Consider the following 16,591-nt stretch of genomic DNA (forward strand, 5'->3'; position numbering starts at 1 on the left):
GGGCCGTTATCCTCCAAACAGGGTTAAGGATCCGATCTGGTAGACCAGGGTTGCCAGGATGAAGGCCAGGGTGGTGTTGAAGATCACGGAAAAGGCCCCCCATTTCCATGAGCCGGCTTCGCGGGCGATGCACACCACCGTGACAAAGCAGGGGGCATAGAAGATGGTAAACACGATCAGGCTCAGGGCGACCGCCGGATTCCAGGCCGGCGAGCTTGCCAGGGTCTGGGACAGGGAGGCGGTTTCTTCCGGGTCGACTGCTCCAAGGGAATAGGCGGTGCCGAGAGTGGAAACCACCACTTCCTTGGCGGCAAAGCCGCCGACCAGGGCGATGTTGGTTCGCCAGTCGAATCCGGCCAGGCGTGTCACGTTTTCCATGGCGATGCCGATGCGACCGGCGATGGAATGGCGCAGGGCGGCCTCGGCCTGGCGGGCGTCGATGGCCTGCAGCTGTTTTTCCATGTCCCGCGGGGCGAGGGCGGTGACGGCGGCCCGTTCCGTTTCAAAGCTCTGCTCGCGGTTCTCCGGCAGGCCGGGAAAGGTCATAAGCGCCCACAGCAGGATGGAGATGGCCAGAATCACGGTGCCGGCTTTTTTGATGTATTGCCAGGTGCGTTCCCAGGTGTGGATCAGAAGCCCGCGGAACGTCGGCAGACGGTAGGGAGGCAATTCCATGACGAAGGGGGTCGACTCGCCTCGGATGATGGTGGAACGCAGCAGCTTTGCGGCCAGCAGAGCGCCGATCCAGGCCGTAATCGTGATGAAAAGCATGACCCTGGCTTCGTTTTCGGCGAAAAAAGCCCCTACCAGCAGAGCGAAGACCGGCAGTTTGGCGCCGCAGTTCATGAACGGAGCGGTGAGCAGGGTCGCCAGCCGTTCTCGCGGCGATTTCAAGGTGCGGGTGGCCAGCACGCCGGGTACCGCGCAGCCGCCGGCGATGCCGCCGGAGACGATGAAGGGCATGACCGACGCACCGTGCAGGCCGAAGCTGCGAAACACCCGGTCGAGCATGAAGGCGACCCGCGCCAGATAGCCGGAATCTTCCAGAATCGCGATGCCGAAGAACATGAACATGATGATCGGGGCAAACCCCAGCACGCCGCCGACGCCGTCGATGATTCCCGAAACAATCAGTGATTTGAGAAGCCCGTCGGCCAGGTTGGCCTCGGCGACGCCGCCCAGCCATCCGAAGAGGCCTTCCAGCCAGACGACGGGCCATTCGCTGTAGGTGAAGGTGAATTTGTAGAGGCCCATAATAACTGCAAGCATGATCAAGGGGCCGGCGATGCGGTTGGTGAGAACCTGGTCGATGCGATCGGAGAGAAACAGGCGATTGCGGTCCTGATTGTGGCTGACCACGCCCTGCCTGATCAGTGATTTGATATAGCCGTAACGGTGATCGGCAATCACTGCTTCGGGACAGGTGGCCAGCGTGTCGTCAATGTGCTTGACGACCTGCTTGCGGACGGCTTCCAGGGCGATGAACAGATCGATGCTTTGTTTCTGGCAAAAGGTTTGGATCTGTTCGTCGTTTTCCAAAAACTTCAGTGCCAGCCAGCGCGGCGGGCAGTTCAGGTCCGGCAGCACGGCGCAAATGATCCCCTGCATTTCTTGCAGGGCAAGGTCGATGTCCTTGCCATAGGACAGCGCCAGTGGTTCGGTTTTGCTGCCGTTTTCTATCAGTTGTGCCGCGGCGCGCATGAGTTCGGTTTTGCCCTGTCCGCTGCGCGCCACGGTAGGAACCACGGGGATGTCCATCAGCCTGGACAGCTTTTCGCCATGAATTTCGATGCCGCGTTTCCGGGCCGCATCGACCATGTTCAGGGCTATGCACACAGGTATGCCCAGTTCCCTGAACTGCACGGTAAGGTAGAGATTCCGCTCCAGATTGCTGGCGTCGACGATATTGGCAATGGCCGCCGGTTTTTCCTGGATCAGAAAATCCCTGGCGACCATTTCTTCCATGGAGTAGGCGGTCAGGGAATACATGCCTGGCAGGTCGATAAGGTTGAACCGCTGTCCGTTGAGAACGTAAGCCCCCTCTTTTCTCTCCACCGTGACCCCCGGATAGTTGCCAACGTGCTGGCGCGCACCGGTAAGGGCGTTGAAAAGCGTGGTTTTTCCGGAATTGGGGTTCCCCGCCAGGGCTATGGTGATACCTGTGCTCATTTTTCAGTCCTCCACGGTCACGTCAATGTAATCGGCTTCACTGTTGCGCAGGGTGAGGGTAAATCCCATGATCCGGATGGCCACCGGATCGTACAGGGGCGCCCGTCCCTGGATCTTGACCTCGGCGCCGGGAACCAGCCCCATGTCCCGGATCCTTTTTCCCAGCTCTCCTTTTGCCCGCACCTCGGTGATAACTCCGCTCTGGTTTTCCTTCATTTCCCGCATGCTGAGTCTGAACATTGGCTGTCTCTCCCTGATGCATGTTGCGGCATGCCGCGGCACGCGAACACCCGTTCAAATGTGCAACGCCTGTTGTGAAATTGAAAACAATTTTCAGGAAAATAGACGACCGTTTCTGCGATGTCAAGTTTAAAATTGACAATCGTTTTCATTTGTTGCGACGCCATCGTCACTGTCAAGTTGCAGCGTTGATGTCTGTCGTTATGCCTTCGGAGTTTTTTTTGTCGCCGGTTTGGGGTAGTATGCGGCGGGGCGGACAGGCGGAGGCCGTTCGCCATTCTGAATCGGGCTCTTTTTTATCGGGAGGAATGTCGTGAAAAAAAACGATTGGTTGTTTATTCTGTGCCTGGGACTGTTTTTCGGCCCGTTCGTTGTGTCGCGCCAGCTGCTGGATCTGTATCTGGCGGCAGTCGGCTCCCGGCCCTTGTTGATGAGCTTCGTCAAGTTCGCCGTTCTTGCCACTTTGGGCGAGGTTATCGGGCTGCGGATTTCACGGGGCGTCTATTACCGGAAGGGCTTCGGCGTGCTGCCGAAGGCGTTCGTCTGGGGGTGTCTGGGTATTGCAATCCAGTTGGTTTTTGTGATGTTTGCCGTCGGCGCACCGGCGGTGGTGAGCAGATTCTTCACGGCATTGCCGGCGGATGTTTTAAAGCAGGGAGTCAGCGGCGCCAAGCTGCTGGCGGCTTTCGCCATCAGTGTCAGCATGAACCTGATTTTTGCGCCGATGTTCATGACGCTGCACCGGATAACCGACATGCATATCCAGCAGACCGGCGGTTCCTTGAGGGGTTTTTTCCGTCCTATCGATTTCAGTCGTATGCTGCAGCAGATCGACTGGCAGGTCATGTACGGCTTTGTGTTCCGGAAGACGCTGCCGCTGTTCTGGATCCCGGCCCATACCGTTACTTTCCTGCTTCCGGAAGTGCATCGGGTATTGTTCGCGGCCCTGCTCGGGGTCGTTTTGGGTACAATCCTGGCAGTAGCCGGTCTTGCCAGGGGAGAGCGTGCGGCGTCGGCGTAACAAGGCCGGGGCCGGGATGCGCATAAAAAAGACGCGTTGCTCAGGAGGTGAGGCAACGCGCCAAAAATGGAGGTGTTGGTTTGTGATTTGCCAACCGTTCTTATCGACGGCCTGTCGATGGACTGAGCATACCCCGCCCGCGGTTGTCGGGCCACGTGGATTGCCGTAAAAAATCAGCGGCAAACCCTCGCCGCAAAGCTGTGCTTTTGAACAGGCGGGTTCCGCTTTGGGGTTTTTCAGGCCGATTTTTCCATGCCTTGTTCCATAGCCATCACCAGATCCTCGATGCTGACCACGCTAAGGTAGTGACGTTCTGCAAAGGTGATGATTTCGGACAGGCGCGCCATGCTGCCATCTTCGTTGGTCAGTTCACACAGCACCCCCGCCGGTTTGTAGCCGGCCAGACGCATCAGGTCGACGGTTCCTTCGGTATGTCCGCGCCGGGTCAGGACGCCGCCGGGACGGGCGCGCAGAGGGAACACATGGCCAGGTCGAGCCAGATCGTCGGGGCGGCAGTCATCGGCGATGGCGGTGCGGATGGTGGTGACCCGGTCGGCTGCCGAAACTCCGGTAGTGACGCCGTGGCGCGCTTCGATGGAGAGGGTGAAGGCGGTCTGGTTGGCGCTGGTGTTGTTCCCGACCATCTGCGGCAGTTCAAGCTGTTTGAGTTTTTCATCGGTCAGACACAAACAGACGATGCCGCTGCACTCACGGATCAGCATCGCCATTTGCATCGGCGTGATGGTTTCGGCGGGAAAGATCAGGTCGCCTTCGTTTTCGCGGTTTTCATCGTCCACGAGCAGCACGCCGCGACCTTGGCGCAGGCGCTCTACAGCTTTGTTTACGCGTTCAACTGGGGTTCCGAAACGGTCGAGCAGAGACAGGGACATCACGACGCTCCTTGAAATGGTGAAGGGTTGCATCTCAAGGCGTGATGGGGTTGCGCGTGGTTCGCGGGGAGTCGAGGCGGCAGGCGCCTGCAGGCATGCATTCTCTCCCGTCCGGACTGTAACCGTCGGCCCCGGATTCCAACCGGGTCAGCTGGCCTTCCCTGGGGGACAGGCGCTCGCGGGCTTGTTTGCGCATGGCAACATCACCGCCGGTGGGGACTTTCACCCCGCCCTGAGAATTTTTATCGCGCTCAACATATCGCCGGTCGCCGAAGGTGTCAACGGTTTTTTACGCCAGCAGAATACAGCATGGCGTCCCGCCGGCAAGGCCCGAGTTGCAGTCTTTCCCGGCGGGACAGTCGCACCTGTTCTCTGTCACCCGACTGTTTCCAGAAGGGTGGCCTGCTTGCCCAATCGGCGGCTGAGTTTACGCAGCATGCTGTCTTTTTGCTCCGAGTCCGCGATTTGGATGGTCAGACGGTCGCCTTCGATGAAAATGCGCCCCAGTTCGGGGTTGTCGGCATCGGAAGGTTTGCGGTTGCCTTTTTCCAGCCAGGGGAAAGCCATGCGACGGGGCTGGCCCTGTTCATTTACCTCGGTATCCGGGGGCAACTCATCGTCACCCAGCTTCCAGCTCAGGGTGCGCAGCGCTTCGAAGGCCTCCTGGACAGTGCAATCCAGCCGGTACGCCAAGCGCGCCCCGTTCCCGGAAGTCACGGGAGGCGTTTCCTGCTGTGCTGTGGCCACGGTATCCCCGGCGCTATTTTCCTGCTCTTCGTCCAGCTTTTGCATTTCGCTGCGGATTTCGAAATAGCAGTTCCTCAGCCGATCCGCCATGGCAAAGAGCGTGTTGCGATCGATACCGCCGAGATTTTTTTGCATGGCGTCGCGTACCTCGATAAGGCGTACCTGATAGGCGTCGGGGATGGCAAAGGGCGCACAGCCGAGCAGGATGGCCGCGTTGTCGATGGGCAGTACCTGGGTGTACAGGAGATTGCCGCGGGACAGCAATGTGGAGGCTTTCTGCTCGAACACTTCCAGTTCCCGCGGCCAGAACAGGTCGCGCAGGGTTATGGAGATTCCGGGGTTGAGGTCGGTGACGACGAAAAAGCTGAAGGGTTGACGGCAGGCTTCATCCAGAAATCGACGCTGCATGATGGGGAGTCGATGGCCCATGCGACGGCGATAGCGGCCGGCCAGGCTTTCAAGCGGCTGCTCGCCGGCTCCCGTTTGCCAATGCAGCAGCAACCAGGACAGGAAACAGGTATTGGCCTCAGGCTGGGACTGCGGATCGGGGAGGTCTTCCCGGCTTCGGCAAAAAACTCGCCAGGCTTCCGTAATTCCTTCGGGGCCCAATTGGTTTTGGGCCTGCTGGAACAGGATGTGGAACAATTCTTCTTCGGCTTTGCGCAACGGTTCCACCGGTGGGCGCGTCTGGCCAAGGTCGTTTTTTACGAGACAGCATTTCTTGAATTTCAGGCCGCTGCCGCAGGGGCAGGGCGCATTCCGGTTGATTTTGCTCATCGGGCTACTCCATGGGCTTTTCCGGAGGGTGGTATTCCGCCGGGCAAGGTGAATCGGGGTGAATCACGGTTTTATCGCATGATCGATCCAGTCTTCGATTGGGCCTCACGGCCAGGGGCGCCTGTCTGCACGGCGGGATTATGCGAATCCGGATAAAGCTCACTCCCAGTACAAAAAGCTTCTAGATATCACAGGTCCACCCGAAACTGCAAAAAAAACCGCAGAAGTTTCTCTGATGGATGCGATGTCGGGAAGCAAAACCCGTGGATCGGGAAATCGTCCGCGAAAATAAGGCATCAACGACGAATGGTCAGCTCAGGGCGCTTTGCGGTGATGGCGCAATCCGCGCCAGAGAGACAGTGTAAGCGTGATCGCGGTAAGGGGTATGAAGAAAAAAACCATGGCCTGCACGAAGGCCCCCATGCGGGGGTGATGCATGGAGTTGAGGACGGTGAAAGCGGTATAGGCTATAAAATAGGCCAGGAACAGCCCCCCTTCCCAGCGGGCGATGCGATGTTCAGTGAGGAAAATGGGCAGGCAGGCAAAGCTCGCCGCGAGCATGATCGGCAGGTCGACCATCATGGCCTGCCGGGGAATATCGATGGCCACTGGTGCAATCCCGGAGGTCAGCCCCAGCACCACGAGAATATTGAAAATATTGCTGCCAACCACGTTGCCCACGGCAATATCCCGCTGACCGCGCAGGGCGGCCAGGGCCGAGGTGGCCAACTCGGGAAGGGAGGTCCCGACCGCCACCACGGTCAGACCGATGACCATATCGCTGACGCCGAACCAGGTTGCTATATCGACGGCGCCGCCGACCAGCCAACGGGATCCAAGCCCGAGCATCGCAAGGCCGGCGACGATCTGAACGATCTGCAGAAGACGTCTGGGCCGCGGTCGTCCGTCCAGTTCACATTGTGGCGCCTGGCCGTTGTTTTCGCGCCGGCTGCGCAGAACCGTCCAGGTGACATAAACCGCGGCGCAGGCAAACATCAGCAGCCCTTCCCCGCGGCTCACGCTGCCATCGAGGCTCAGCAGCATAAACAGCAGCGCCGCGCCGATCATGATAGGCACTTCGAGCCGCACCACCTGACGGGATACCACCAGGGGCGCGATCAACGCCGAAACACCGAGGATCAGGAGGATATTGCAGATATTGCTGCCCACCACGTTGCCGAGCGCCAGCCCGGCCTGACCGTTCCATGCCGAAAACGCGCTGACGGCCAGTTCCGGTGCGCTGGTGCCGAAGGAAACCACGGTGAGGCCGACCACCAGCGGTGAGATGCCCATATCCGAGGCCAGCTGCGCCGCTCCGCGAACCAGCAGTTCGGCGCCGCCGATAAGAATAATGAAGCCTGCCAGAAGCAGGATGAATGTCAAAAGCTGCATAATTTCCCCCGGGAAAGAATCGCATGAAAATCCGCGCCACCGATAGCCATGGCGCGGTGGTGAACGCCCACGGTAATATGATGCAACCCGTAAATTTTTTCAAGGCGCTGCCGTTAATTGCCGGGGGGAACAGGCCCGCCAGGTTTTTTGCCCTTGTCCCGGCCGCCGTAACACCCGCCCGGACACCGCCGCAAAATGGGCTGGCACCGCCGAGCCCGGACCGGAAGCGCGGTTTTGCCGATGCGGAGGCAAGATTACTCCTGATCCTGCCCGGGCCACGGCAGGACCGACCCTTCGTTGCCCGGAGCGATAACGGTTTGCAAAATCCAGCCGGTATTGTCCCAGGGCAGGCGTTCGTAGCCGGGCTCGATGCCGCTGTGGAAGAATCTGCCCAGGGGCGTATCGTAGTATCCCCCCGGATCCCTGGGCATCATGATCTCCTGTCCTTTGTAATAGAGCCGCCCCTCAAGGCCTTCACTGCGGGTGCCGGGGTTGCGGATTTTGACCGCGTAAGTCCAGTCATCCTTGCTGGTGGTCCGGTTCTGGCTTTGTGACGGGCGCGCAACGACCATTTTCCCGATTTGATCAGCCGGCATCTGGCCGGGGGGACCGCCGCAGGCTGCCGCTGCCAGCAGACCCAGTCCGCCGGCCAGTGTAAGTATCCGTTTCATCGTTGAGTTCCTTTGTACTGGCTGCATATCAAAACGGCAGGCCCCGTCGCGGGGCCTGCCGTTTGTCACATTGCGAGCGGAGCTTATTTGTCCTTGCACTGCCGGTAGCCTTCGCGGCAGCCTTCCAGGGCCTGGTCGTCGCCGGCGGCCTGCTTGATGCAGTCCATGAACACTTCGGCACAGGCGGTGGTTTTGGCCTGGCGTTCCTCGCACTGCTGGCTTTGTTCCTGGCAGCGGTCGAGACAGCGCTGGTAAGCGTTGGCATTTTTGGATTGCTCGGCCATTTCGTCGCAGGCTTTTTCACAGCGCGAAGCCTGTTCCCCACAATGATAGTCCGGCATGCTCCCAGCGGAGGCGGGAATCGTGAGAATGGTCAGAAACACCATTGCCAGAGAAAACAAAAGCGTGCTTTTCATGGTAGCGATTTCTCCTTTCCGTTCATGTTTGCAAAAAACGATCGATACCTCTACCTATCATTAATCGGAGGAAATTTGAAGTTTTTTCACTCTGTTGGCATTTGTTGCCGGCTGCCGGCGGATGCTATCCCCGGCCTCGCGTTTTTGTTTTGCCGGGGCGGGTATGCTTTTCGATGAAGTGGATAATCGCGTCGGCGACATCCTTGCCGGTGATCGTTTCAATGCCCTCCAGCCCCGGTGAGGAATTGACCTCCATGACAATCGGACCGCGATCCGATTGCAGGATATCGACTCCGGCGACGTTCAGTCCCATGATGCGCGCCGCCTTCACTGCCGTGACACGCTCCGCCGGGGTGAGCCGCACGGTCGAGGCTTTGCCACCGCGATGGATGTTGGAGCGGAATTCACCTTCGGCTCCCTGGCGTTTCATGGCGGCGACCACTTTGCCGCCGACCACCAGGCAGCGGATGTCCGCACCGTGGGCTTCCTGAATGAATTCCTGCACCAGAATCTGCGCTTTGAGGCCCTTGAAGGCTTCGATGACGCTCTCGGCGGCTTTGCGGGTTTCGGTCAGTACCACACCGATGCCCTGGGTGCCTTCCAGCAGTTTGACCACCAGCGGCGCGCCGCCGACCCTGGCGATGAGATCCTGCGTATATTGGGTCGAATGGGCAAAACCGGTTACCGGCAACCCGATGCCCTCGCGGGACAGCAGCTGCAGACTGCGCAATTTGTCGCGGGAGCGGCTTATGGCCACCGACTCGTTGACGCTGTAGACGTTCATCATCTCGAACTGTCGCACCACTGCCGTGCCGTAAAAGGTGATGGAGGCTCCTATGCGCGGAATAATGGCGTCGAATCCGCACAGTTCGTCGCCCTTGTAATGGATGGTCGGGCGTTCCGAGGCGATGGTCATATAGCAGCGCAGCGGATCGATGATCCTGGCCTGGTGACCGCGGATAATGGCGGCCTCGTACAATCTGCGGGTGGAATAAAGTTCGGGGTCGCGCGACAGGATGCCGATTTTCATGGGTGGTGTCCCGGATCGTAGGCTTGGCTCAATTGACGTCCCCGCAGATAGGAGGCCGCCGGGTCGACCAGCAGCTGGCCGGCCATGGCCGAGCGGCCCAGCAACATGCGAAACCGCATGGTTGTACGATCGGTAAGGGCGATTTCGATGGGCCACTGCATTTCGCCGAAACGTACGGCGGTCTGGATGATATAGCGCATTTCCCGGTGGCCGCCGCTGTCGGTGATTATCCGGCGGTCCTTGACCGGCGCTTCACAATTCATGGCGATATCGGTGCGGCGCTGCAGGGGGTGCAGGCCGAAACGGACATGCTCCGCGCCGTTTCGGCGAAAGGGTTCGATAAACCAGGCATGCAGCGACGACGTGCGTGCGCCGGTATCGATCTTGGCCTTGATGGCGGGTACGCCCAGTTCGGGCAGGGCCAGCCATTCGCGCCAGCCTACGGATGATTTCATGGTGAAGCCTCTGCGGTGAAAGGGCACGGCCCGACCACGGGGATGGAAAGCCTGTATATGAAGCAAGCGGGCCCAATTTGCAACATGTATTATCGCGCCAAAGCGAATTTTATCGAACCGGGCATGAAAACATAACCCCGGCGTAATCCGTTTCTAATGGCGTCACGATAGCCTCCTGTCCGAACTGCTGATACAAGGAGGCGAGGCCGATGCAGCATAACTACGAAAACAATCCCTTTGACATTCCCTGGCCGATGCGTGGCAGTCGCATGGCGCAATCCCTGCTGATAACTCCCCTGGAACATCTGTTTGGCATCAGGCAGTTCCGCAAGCTGTATCAACTTCTGCCGGAGACATCTTCCCCCGAGGCGTTTTGCCAGGCAGCGCTTGAAGCGCTGTCCGTCGGCTGCGTCTGAGATGGCGGCTGCGCTCCCTGCAAAGGCAATGTGTCTTTTTGCAGAAGCGCATGCAGGCCGCCAGTCACTGAATCCATATGCGATTCTAACAAACACCTTACATGTTCGGGGAAGAATAAGACGCAGGTTGGCATTCGACAGATGCGGAGGTAAACGCCATGGCATTTCTTTTCGGCTTGCTGATGCTGGCTGGTTTTTGCGGTCTGGGCTATGCCTACTACCGGATTGTCCGCAAAGCTGCCCGCCGGTTGCAGCGGCTTTTCACGGACGAGACGTGACGGGCCGGCCGGCGCCACCGGCAATGATTTTTCTTTCGACATTGGAGGAGCGATGGACCCATGCCGCTGAAGCTAACCCTGGTTTCCGAAACCTACATGCCGCAGATCAACGGCGTGTCCCGTACCCTTGAGCGGCTGGTTGAGCACTGTCTGCAATGCGGAGATCACCTGCAGCTTCTGGTGCCGCACTATCGGGACCGGGTCGAGGACAGCGCTGGCGTGGTGCGGCATGCCTGGCGCGGTGTGCGGCTGCCATTTTACCGGGAGGTCTGTCTGCCCCTGGCGGTGACATCGCTGGTGCGCCGTCAGCTGCGCCGTTTCGGTCCGGACCTGGTGCATGTGGCCACGGAGGGGCCGCTGGGTCTGGCGGCGTTGAAGGCCTGCCGGCAGCTCGGCCTGCCGGTGGTGAGTTCTTATCACACCAATTTTCCGAACTATCTTGTTTCTTATCGATTGGGGCGGCTGGAACCGCTGGCATGGCGTTATCTGCGCTGGTTCCACAACGCCACATCAACAACCCTGTGCCCGACCCCGACGATTCGCGACATGCTCGCGGAACGCGGCTTCGAGCGTGTCAAGGTCTGGGGCCGGGGGGTGGATACCCGTATGTTTGACGTTTCCCGTCGCGAGGAAGCGGTGCGCCGCGAACTGGGAATCGGTGCCCGGGAGGTGGTGGCGGTATATGTTGGACGGCTGGCGGCGGAAAAAAATCTTGAGCTGCTCATGGAAGCCTGGCGGCAGCGCTCACCCGGGGGCCCGGACCGTCTGCTGCTGGTCGGGGATGGACCCTTGCGGTCTCTTCTCGAAAGGCGGGCGCAACCGGATGTGATATTTGCCGGATATCGCCAGGGCGAGGACCTGGCGCGCTGCTACGCCGCCGGTGATTTCTTTGTTTTCCCGTCGCTTACCGATACCTTCGGCAACGTCATGCTGGAGGCTATGGCGTCGGGGCTGCCGGTCATCGGCTTCGACGTTGCCGGCCCGCGGGATATTATTCGTCACGGTCAGACCGGTCTCATTGTGGAAGAACGTAACGCGGCGGCGCTGGCGCTGGCCATGGGACAGCTGGCGGGCATGGCGCGGCAGCGGGCCCATATGGGCCGGGCGGCGCGCAAGTTTGCCGAAACACAGAGCTGGCAACAAATCCTGGAGCAAATTCGTGATCAGTACCGTGTTGTCATGTCCTTTGTCCAACATGGAGAAACTCGCCCCGGATATGCTGGCCGAGATCCTGAACGACATTATTGAAAACCGTCGTCTGACATTCGTCTGACATCTTTGTACCAACCGATCATCGAAATCAGGACCGGTGGTGTTGTGGGGCATGAAGCGCTGCTGCGCGGCCCTTCCGACAGCCCGTGAACGCGGCGAAACACAACTTTAGCGAACCTCTAATCAACCCGAAATTACGGGCCGCTATCCTTTGGCGCATAATCCCGGGCCGCGTCGCGGCATCTTTTGTCTTTTGCCAGGAGGGGGTGGTTATGTCCGGTTCTTACGCGCACAGAAGATGGGTTGCCGGTTACACACATTATGTAACACCTGTCGAGGCTGCTTTGATGCGGCGTCTTGGCTGGCTGCGCGATTATCCCTGGCTGACAGCAGGGTTCAAGTTGGTGAGCCGCCTTGGCGACGGCGTTCTTTGGGGAGCCGTCGCCGTCACTCTGCTGCTGGTCGGAGGTACGCGCGAACGGGCGGCGGTGGGGGCGGCAGCTGTAGCCGCTGTGTTGGCGATTGCCCTGTTCAGTATCATGAAACGGGTGATTCGCAGGCCGCGTCCCTTCGAGCGCTGGTCGGATCTTTCCTGCCTGATGATGCCTCCGGACCGTTTTTCCTTCCCTTCAGGTCATACCCTTACCGCATTTGCCATGTATGGCAGCCTGGGGGGGCTGCTGCCGGTATTGGTGCCTCTGCTGCTGACCTCGGCCGTGTTGATTGGTCTGTCGCGGGTCTACCTCGGTGCTCATTATCCGACCGATGTGTTGGTCGGTGGCCTGCTCGGCACCTTGCTGGGGCGCCTGATTGCCTGGAGTTGGTGCGCTTGGCTGCCTTTTTAAAGTGCCATGTTCTGATTGGTTTACCGATGTGCTGATCCAGAAAATCCTGCAGAAAGTTGAACTCAAATCCGCGGTGGCGGCGTCGACGTATCAGGCGTTGCGGGAAATGGCGCGACCTGGCCCGATCCTTGAAAAGAAAACGGTTTGGTGTAAGAATGGTCCGATATAAATCCAAGGACGACCTGACCGTTGATACGACTTTCGGTTTCACAAAAAATTGCCGCGGGATACCTGCTGGTGGTGGTTTTCTGCCTAACGGCCATCATTTATGCTCTGACGGTGCTCGGCGATCTGACCCGCCGTTCCGAACAGCTGGTGGTCAGGGAATTCGGGGCTGTGGTGCTGGCGCGGGATCTCTCCCAGGCATTGTGGGATCAGGAACGTCTGGAAAAGCAGGTCCTGATTCTCAAGGACGCCTCCATGATTCCCCTGATCGACGCGCGGCAGCAGTCTGTTGACACCCTTATGGAGCGGTTGCGGGCGCTCTCCCTCGGGCAGCGCCTTGATGCGGTTGAGCAGCGCTTTGCCAGCCTCGAAGCGGCGCAAAGCGAGGCCCGCGCTCTGCTCGATGAGGGGCTTTGGCAACGGGCCGAACGTCATTCCGCGGAGGTGGTCACGCCTTTGCACGAGGAGACGGTCGATAGCCTTGAAGCGTTTCGTCAGCGTCGGGAAGCTCTTATGGATCAGATGCTGCACGACTTTTCCGATCGGAGCGGCAACGCCTACCGTCTGACATTGCTGCTGGCCGCTGTCGGCATCGGGCTGGCCGCCCTGGTGGTTACCGCCGTCATTCTCAAGATGCAGCGTGCCCTCGCCCGCCTTACCGAGGCCACCCGGGTGATTGCATCCGGCCGCTTCAATCATGCCGTCGGGCTCGAAGGGGAAGACGAGTTCGGACGCCTGGCGCGTGACTTCTCTGAAATGGAGAACAAGCTCAACGAGTTGCAGCGACTCAATCTGGACGCCAATCCGCTGACCCGTCTGCCGGGAAACCTCGCCATCGACCGGGAACTGGAAAACCGCATTGCCTCCGATCGGCCCTTTGCCCATATTTATATCGACCTCGACTATTTCAAGGCCTACAATGATCGCTACGGGTACCTGTCCGGCAGCGAAATTATTGCCCGGGTCGGCTCCATGATCAAGGATGTTGCCGCGCGTCTCGGCAACGCGGAGGATCTCATCGGCCATATCGGAGGTGACGATTACGTGGTGTTGAGCACCCCCGACCGGGCCGAAGCCATATCGGCTGCCCTGATTCGGGAATTTGACGCATTGGTTCCCGGATTTTACTCGGAACAGGATCGCGTCGCCGGTTTCTTCAAAGGGCTGGATCGTTATGGGGTCGAGCGACAATTTCCGCTGTTGTCCATGTCCATCGCCATTGTCTGCTCGGACAATCTGCGCAACCCCTCCGCCGAAGCCATTGGCCGTGAGTGCGCCAAAATGAAGGAATATCTCAAAAAACTGCCTGGCAGCAATTACCTGCTGGACCGCCGGGAGAAACGGTAATGATGCGTTTGCTGTGCTGCCTGTGCCTTGCCTTGCTGGTCGGGGGGTGTGCCTCGCGACCCATGCCCGGGCTTTTTACTCCGCGCGATCAGCAATTGTTTGTCCAGGGGATGGACGATCTGTTGGCCCACAGGCATCCGTCACCCGCCTTCGCTGCTTTGCAGCAGGACTGGCCGGAGAGCCCCTGGACCCGCAAATCCCTGGAAATCGCGGAGCTGGTGAAAACCATCCAGACGCAGCAAAAGACCATCGACCAGCTGCGACGCGACCAGGCTAACCGCGTTCGGTTGCAGAACACGCTTCAGGCCAAGGTCAAGACTCTGGAAAACGAGCGGGAAAAGTTGCGGCAGCTTCTGATCGATCTGGAAACCCGCGGCAGGTAGCTCGTCTACGGGTTGGTTCGTTTGGGGGCACATGGCTCCATGGTCGTCAGTGCACCGTTCCCCCAGGCCTCCCAGCCCGAGGTGCAGCCAGAGAGGCAGCCTTGTCGCGGCAAACAGATTTCCGTTGCCCGGCACCACGGCTTCCATGCAGTCGGTTGCTGGCCCGGAAGGCCGCAGCCCGGTTTTCACCGGCTGTTCTGCAGATACCTGTAAAAATCGCTGTCCGTACTGAGCACCAGTCTGCCATTTTTGCCGACCGATTTGCGGTAAGCTTCGAGGCTGCGCAAAAATGCGTAAAAGTCACGATCCCCACCGTAGGCGGCCGCGTAGATGGCCGCCGCTTCGGCGTCGGCCCGGCCTCGTATCTCTTCGGCCTGGCGATAGGCGTCGGAAGTGATGCTTTTGAGTTCCTTTCCCATCTGGCCGAGGATGTCGGCTTTTTCCCCTTCGCCTTCGCTGCGGAATTCCGCGGCGACTTTTTTGCGTTCGGAGATCATGCGCTCATAAACGCGCTTGCGCACCTGCTCCACATAGTTGATGCGCTTGATCTGTACATCAATCAGTTCGATGCCGTATTCCGGCGTGCTGGCGCGGGCTTTTTTCAAAAGATCGGCCAGAATTTCCTCGCGGCCGACCAGATGTTCGCTTGCTACGGGAACACCTTCAAGCTCAATCTGTTCCATCGCATTGCCGGGCGGGCGGTAGTCCTTGCCCCGTACCAGTTCGACCAGCAGATGCCCGGAAACGGCATCGCGCACCACCGAGTCCAGAATATCGTCAAGGCGGCTTTGGGCGCCGCGCTCGGTGGCGACGGTCTTGAAAAACAGCAGCGGATCGGCAATGCGCCAGCGTGCGGTGGTGTCGAGGAAGATGTAGCGCTTGTCCTTGGTCGGGATCTGGTTAGGGTCGCCGTCCCACTTGAGGATCCGGTTTTCGAAGCGGTGCACTTTCTGGATAAAGGGTATTTTCAGATGCAGCCCGGGGCCGAGGACCCCGCCGACCGGTTTTCCGAACTGGGTCACCAGGGCCTGTTCGCCTTCTTCGACGATGACCATGGGGGATTGCACAAAGCCCGCGATCAGCAGCATAAGTGCCAGCAGCAACAGGGGCTTTTTCATGGCTGACCTCCTTTGGTCTCGCTGCGCAGGGGCAACAGCGGCAAGGTGCCGGTGCCGGCGCGGTCCATGATGTAGATTTCCTCGAGCCTGGGCAGGATCTGCTCCAGCGTCTCCAGGTAGAGGCGCTGCCGGGTTACCTGTGGCGCCTTGCGGTATTCGGTCAGCAGGTCGAGAAACCGGCGGGTTTCGCCGCGAGCCTTGTTGATCCGCTCCACAGCGTAGCCCTCCGCCTCCTGGATGGTTCGACGCGCCTCCCCGCGGGCTCTGGGCACTTCGCGGTTGTACTGTTCCCTGGCCTGGAAGATCAGGCTTTCCTTCTGCTGCTCGGCTTCGTTGACTTCATTGAAAGCGGCTTTGACCGGATCCGGCGGATTGACGTCCTGGAATTTGACGGTGACGATACGGATGCCAATATCGTAGCTGTTAAGGATTTCCTGCAGCTCCCTGTGGGCCGCGTCGGCCAGCATTGCGCGCTCCGTGGTAAGCACCTCGGTGACTTTGGAATTCCCCACCACCTTGCGGACCACAGCTTCGGCCAGATCGCGGATGGTCGCTTCCGGCTGACTGATGCGGAACAGGTATTTGTAGGGGTCGGCGATCTGGTACTGGACGATCCACTCCACATCGCTGACGTTGAGGTCGCCGGTCAGCGTCAGGGATTCATCTTCAAGTGCTTGTTTGGTATAGAGGGAGCGTCCCTTGGTCTGCAGGGTGCGAAAACCGAACTCCTCCTTGAGTACCCGGCCGGTCTGCACTTTGTGGATGCGATCGATACCGAAGGGAAGTTTCAGGTGCAGTCCCGGCTCGGCAAAACCGCTGAAGCGGCCGAAGCGCAGAATCACGCCGGTTTCTTCCGTAGCCACCTTGTAGAAGCTGCTGAACAGGCCGATCACCAGCAGCAGTCCGGCCACGGCAGCAAACCGCAGCCGCGGTGACAAAGGGTGCGATCTGAGGTTTCTGGCCAGGTTTTGCAGATTGTCGCCGGAAAACCTTGCGGGCATGGTTCCTCCTGTCTGAAT

Annotated in this window: 17 protein-coding genes and 1 riboswitch; of the genes, 6 read left to right on the forward strand and 11 right to left on the reverse strand. The window is 59.4% G+C overall.

The genetic code is table 11. From position 1 onward, the window contains the following. Positions 1-6 precede the first annotated feature (6 nt). A complete protein-coding gene (gene feoB / locus AB7E65_RS01185) occupies positions 7-2,169 on the reverse strand; it encodes a ferrous iron transport protein B (RefSeq protein WP_428745118.1) in 2,163 nt (720 codons plus the stop codon). 3 nt (positions 2,170-2,172) lie between these two features. Next, complete coding sequence (locus tag AB7E65_RS01190; RefSeq protein WP_072285855.1) at positions 2,173-2,409, reverse strand: FeoA family protein; 237 nt, start codon at positions 2,407-2,409, stop codon at positions 2,173-2,175. A gap of 313 nt (positions 2,410-2,722) precedes the next feature. Between AB7E65_RS01190 and AB7E65_RS01195 the strand changes: the two genes are divergently transcribed. Beyond that, positions 2,723-3,430, forward strand: a complete 708-nt coding sequence (locus tag AB7E65_RS01195) for an Mpv17/PMP22 family protein (RefSeq protein ID WP_072285854.1) — start codon at positions 2,723-2,725, stop codon at positions 3,428-3,430. A 236-nt stretch (positions 3,431-3,666) separates the two neighbouring features. Here the strand turns inward: AB7E65_RS01195 and ribB are convergent, their stop codons facing one another. From ribB to AB7E65_RS01230, 7 genes are all read right to left on the reverse strand, one after another. Further along, a complete protein-coding gene (ribB, locus tag AB7E65_RS01200; RefSeq protein ID WP_072285853.1) occupies positions 3,667-4,320 on the reverse strand; it encodes a 3,4-dihydroxy-2-butanone-4-phosphate synthase in 654 nt (217 codons plus the stop codon). A gap of 95 nt (positions 4,321-4,415) precedes the next feature. Then, positions 4,416-4,564, reverse strand: a riboswitch (FMN riboswitch). A 131-nt stretch (positions 4,565-4,695) separates the two neighbouring features. Beyond that, a complete protein-coding gene (locus AB7E65_RS01205) occupies positions 4,696-5,844 on the reverse strand; it encodes a YecA family protein (protein WP_428745119.1) in 1,149 nt (382 codons plus the stop codon). A 315-nt stretch (positions 5,845-6,159) separates the two neighbouring features. After that, positions 6,160-7,236, reverse strand: coding sequence for a calcium/sodium antiporter (locus AB7E65_RS01210; protein WP_072285851.1), 1,077 nt, complete (start codon positions 7,234-7,236; stop codon positions 6,160-6,162). 254 nt (positions 7,237-7,490) lie between these two features. Then, entirely contained in the window at positions 7,491-7,907 is a 417-nt protein-coding gene (locus AB7E65_RS01215) for a hypothetical protein (protein WP_428745120.1), read from the reverse strand. Between the two features lie 83 nt (positions 7,908-7,990). Further along, the gene (locus AB7E65_RS01220; protein WP_072285849.1) at positions 7,991-8,323 is read right to left on the reverse strand and encodes a hypothetical protein; all 333 of its coding nucleotides are present in this window, start codon (positions 8,321-8,323) and stop codon (positions 7,991-7,993) included. 124 nt (positions 8,324-8,447) lie between these two features. Beyond that, positions 8,448-9,353 (reverse strand): 30S ribosomal protein S6--L-glutamate ligase, encoded by a 906-nt coding sequence (gene rimK / locus AB7E65_RS01225; RefSeq protein ID WP_072285848.1) that lies wholly within the window; start codon positions 9,351-9,353, stop codon positions 8,448-8,450. Further along, positions 9,350-9,808, reverse strand: coding sequence for an ATP-dependent zinc protease family protein (locus AB7E65_RS01230; protein ID WP_072285847.1), 459 nt, complete (start codon positions 9,806-9,808; stop codon positions 9,350-9,352). The genes rimK and AB7E65_RS01230 overlap by 4 nt, the downstream gene beginning before the upstream one ends. Before the next feature lie 209 nt (positions 9,809-10,017). Between AB7E65_RS01230 and AB7E65_RS01235 the strand changes: the two genes are divergently transcribed. The 5 genes from AB7E65_RS01235 to AB7E65_RS01255 all read left to right on the forward strand — a co-directional run bounded on the left by AB7E65_RS01235 (position 10,018) and on the right by AB7E65_RS01255 (position 14,454). Further along, positions 10,018-10,224 carry a hypothetical protein gene (locus AB7E65_RS01235; RefSeq protein WP_072285846.1) on the forward strand — a complete coding sequence of 69 codons (207 nt, stop codon included), beginning with the start codon at positions 10,018-10,020 and terminating at the stop codon, positions 10,222-10,224. A 338-nt stretch (positions 10,225-10,562) separates the two neighbouring features. Beyond that, positions 10,563-11,750 (forward strand): glycosyltransferase family 4 protein, encoded by a 1,188-nt coding sequence (locus AB7E65_RS01240; protein WP_428745121.1) that lies wholly within the window; start codon positions 10,563-10,565, stop codon positions 11,748-11,750. A gap of 236 nt (positions 11,751-11,986) precedes the next feature. Further along, on the forward strand, positions 11,987-12,559 hold the full coding sequence (locus AB7E65_RS01245) for a phosphatase PAP2 family protein (RefSeq protein WP_083558455.1): 573 nt from the start codon (positions 11,987-11,989) through the stop codon (positions 12,557-12,559). Positions 12,560-12,748: 189 nt separating this feature from the next. After that, positions 12,749-14,071: a diguanylate cyclase domain-containing protein gene (locus AB7E65_RS01250; RefSeq protein WP_428745122.1), complete on the forward strand. Its 1,323-nt coding sequence runs from the start codon at positions 12,749-12,751 to the stop codon at positions 14,069-14,071. After that, on the forward strand, positions 14,071-14,454 hold the full coding sequence (locus AB7E65_RS01255; RefSeq protein WP_320360868.1) for a hypothetical protein: 384 nt from the start codon (positions 14,071-14,073) through the stop codon (positions 14,452-14,454). Before AB7E65_RS01250 ends, AB7E65_RS01255 begins: the two co-directional genes overlap by 1 nt. Positions 14,455-14,639: 185 nt before the next feature. Here the strand turns inward: AB7E65_RS01255 and hflC are convergent, their stop codons facing one another. Both hflC and hflK read right to left on the reverse strand, forming a co-directional pair. After that, positions 14,640-15,572 (reverse strand): protease modulator HflC, encoded by a 933-nt coding sequence (hflC, locus tag AB7E65_RS01260; protein ID WP_428745123.1) that lies wholly within the window; start codon positions 15,570-15,572, stop codon positions 14,640-14,642. Beyond that, positions 15,569-16,573 (reverse strand): FtsH protease activity modulator HflK, encoded by a 1,005-nt coding sequence (hflK, locus tag AB7E65_RS01265; RefSeq protein ID WP_072285841.1) that lies wholly within the window; start codon positions 16,571-16,573, stop codon positions 15,569-15,571. Before hflK ends, hflC begins: the two co-directional genes overlap by 4 nt. Between the last annotated feature and the right edge of the window lie 18 nt (positions 16,574-16,591).

Origin of the sequence: Syntrophotalea sp. (genome assembly GCF_050253115.1) — a bacterium.
GTDB classification, from domain to species: domain Bacteria; phylum Desulfobacterota; class Desulfuromonadia; order Desulfuromonadales; family Syntrophotaleaceae; genus Syntrophotalea; species Syntrophotalea acetylenica.

Excerpts from the sequence above, each read along its gene's own strand:
- AB7E65_RS01205 (WP_428745119.1), bottom strand. The coding sequence starts at position 5,844 with ATGAGCAAAATCAACCGGAATGCGCCCTGCCCCTGCGGCAGCGGCCTG.
- AB7E65_RS01255 (WP_320360868.1), top strand. The coding sequence starts at position 14,071 with ATGATGCGTTTGCTGTGCTGCCTGTGCCTTGCCTTGCTGGTCGGGGGG.
- AB7E65_RS01210 (WP_072285851.1), bottom strand. The coding sequence starts at position 7,236 with ATGCAGCTTTTGACATTCATCCTGCTTCTGGCAGGCTTCATTATTCTT.
- AB7E65_RS01240 (WP_428745121.1), top strand. The coding sequence starts at position 10,563 with ATGCCGCTGAAGCTAACCCTGGTTTCCGAAACCTACATGCCGCAGATC.
- AB7E65_RS01215 (WP_428745120.1), bottom strand. The coding sequence starts at position 7,907 with ATGAAACGGATACTTACACTGGCCGGCGGACTGGGTCTGCTGGCAGCG.
- AB7E65_RS01235 (WP_072285846.1), top strand. The coding sequence starts at position 10,018 with ATGCAGCATAACTACGAAAACAATCCCTTTGACATTCCCTGGCCGATG.
- hflC (WP_428745123.1), bottom strand. The coding sequence starts at position 15,572 with ATGAAAAAGCCCCTGTTGCTGCTGGCACTTATGCTGCTGATCGCGGGC.
- feoB (WP_428745118.1), bottom strand. The coding sequence starts at position 2,169 with ATGAGCACAGGTATCACCATAGCCCTGGCGGGGAACCCCAATTCCGGA.
- AB7E65_RS01230 (WP_072285847.1), bottom strand. The coding sequence starts at position 9,808 with ATGAAATCATCCGTAGGCTGGCGCGAATGGCTGGCCCTGCCCGAACTG.
- hflK (WP_072285841.1), bottom strand. The coding sequence starts at position 16,573 with ATGCCCGCAAGGTTTTCCGGCGACAATCTGCAAAACCTGGCCAGAAAC.
- ribB (WP_072285853.1), bottom strand. The coding sequence starts at position 4,320 with ATGTCCCTGTCTCTGCTCGACCGTTTCGGAACCCCAGTTGAACGCGTA.
- rimK (WP_072285848.1), bottom strand. The coding sequence starts at position 9,353 with ATGAAAATCGGCATCCTGTCGCGCGACCCCGAACTTTATTCCACCCGC.
- AB7E65_RS01220 (WP_072285849.1), bottom strand. The coding sequence starts at position 8,323 with ATGAAAAGCACGCTTTTGTTTTCTCTGGCAATGGTGTTTCTGACCATT.
- AB7E65_RS01245 (WP_083558455.1), top strand. The coding sequence starts at position 11,987 with ATGTCCGGTTCTTACGCGCACAGAAGATGGGTTGCCGGTTACACACAT.
- AB7E65_RS01190 (WP_072285855.1), bottom strand. The coding sequence starts at position 2,409 with ATGTTCAGACTCAGCATGCGGGAAATGAAGGAAAACCAGAGCGGAGTT.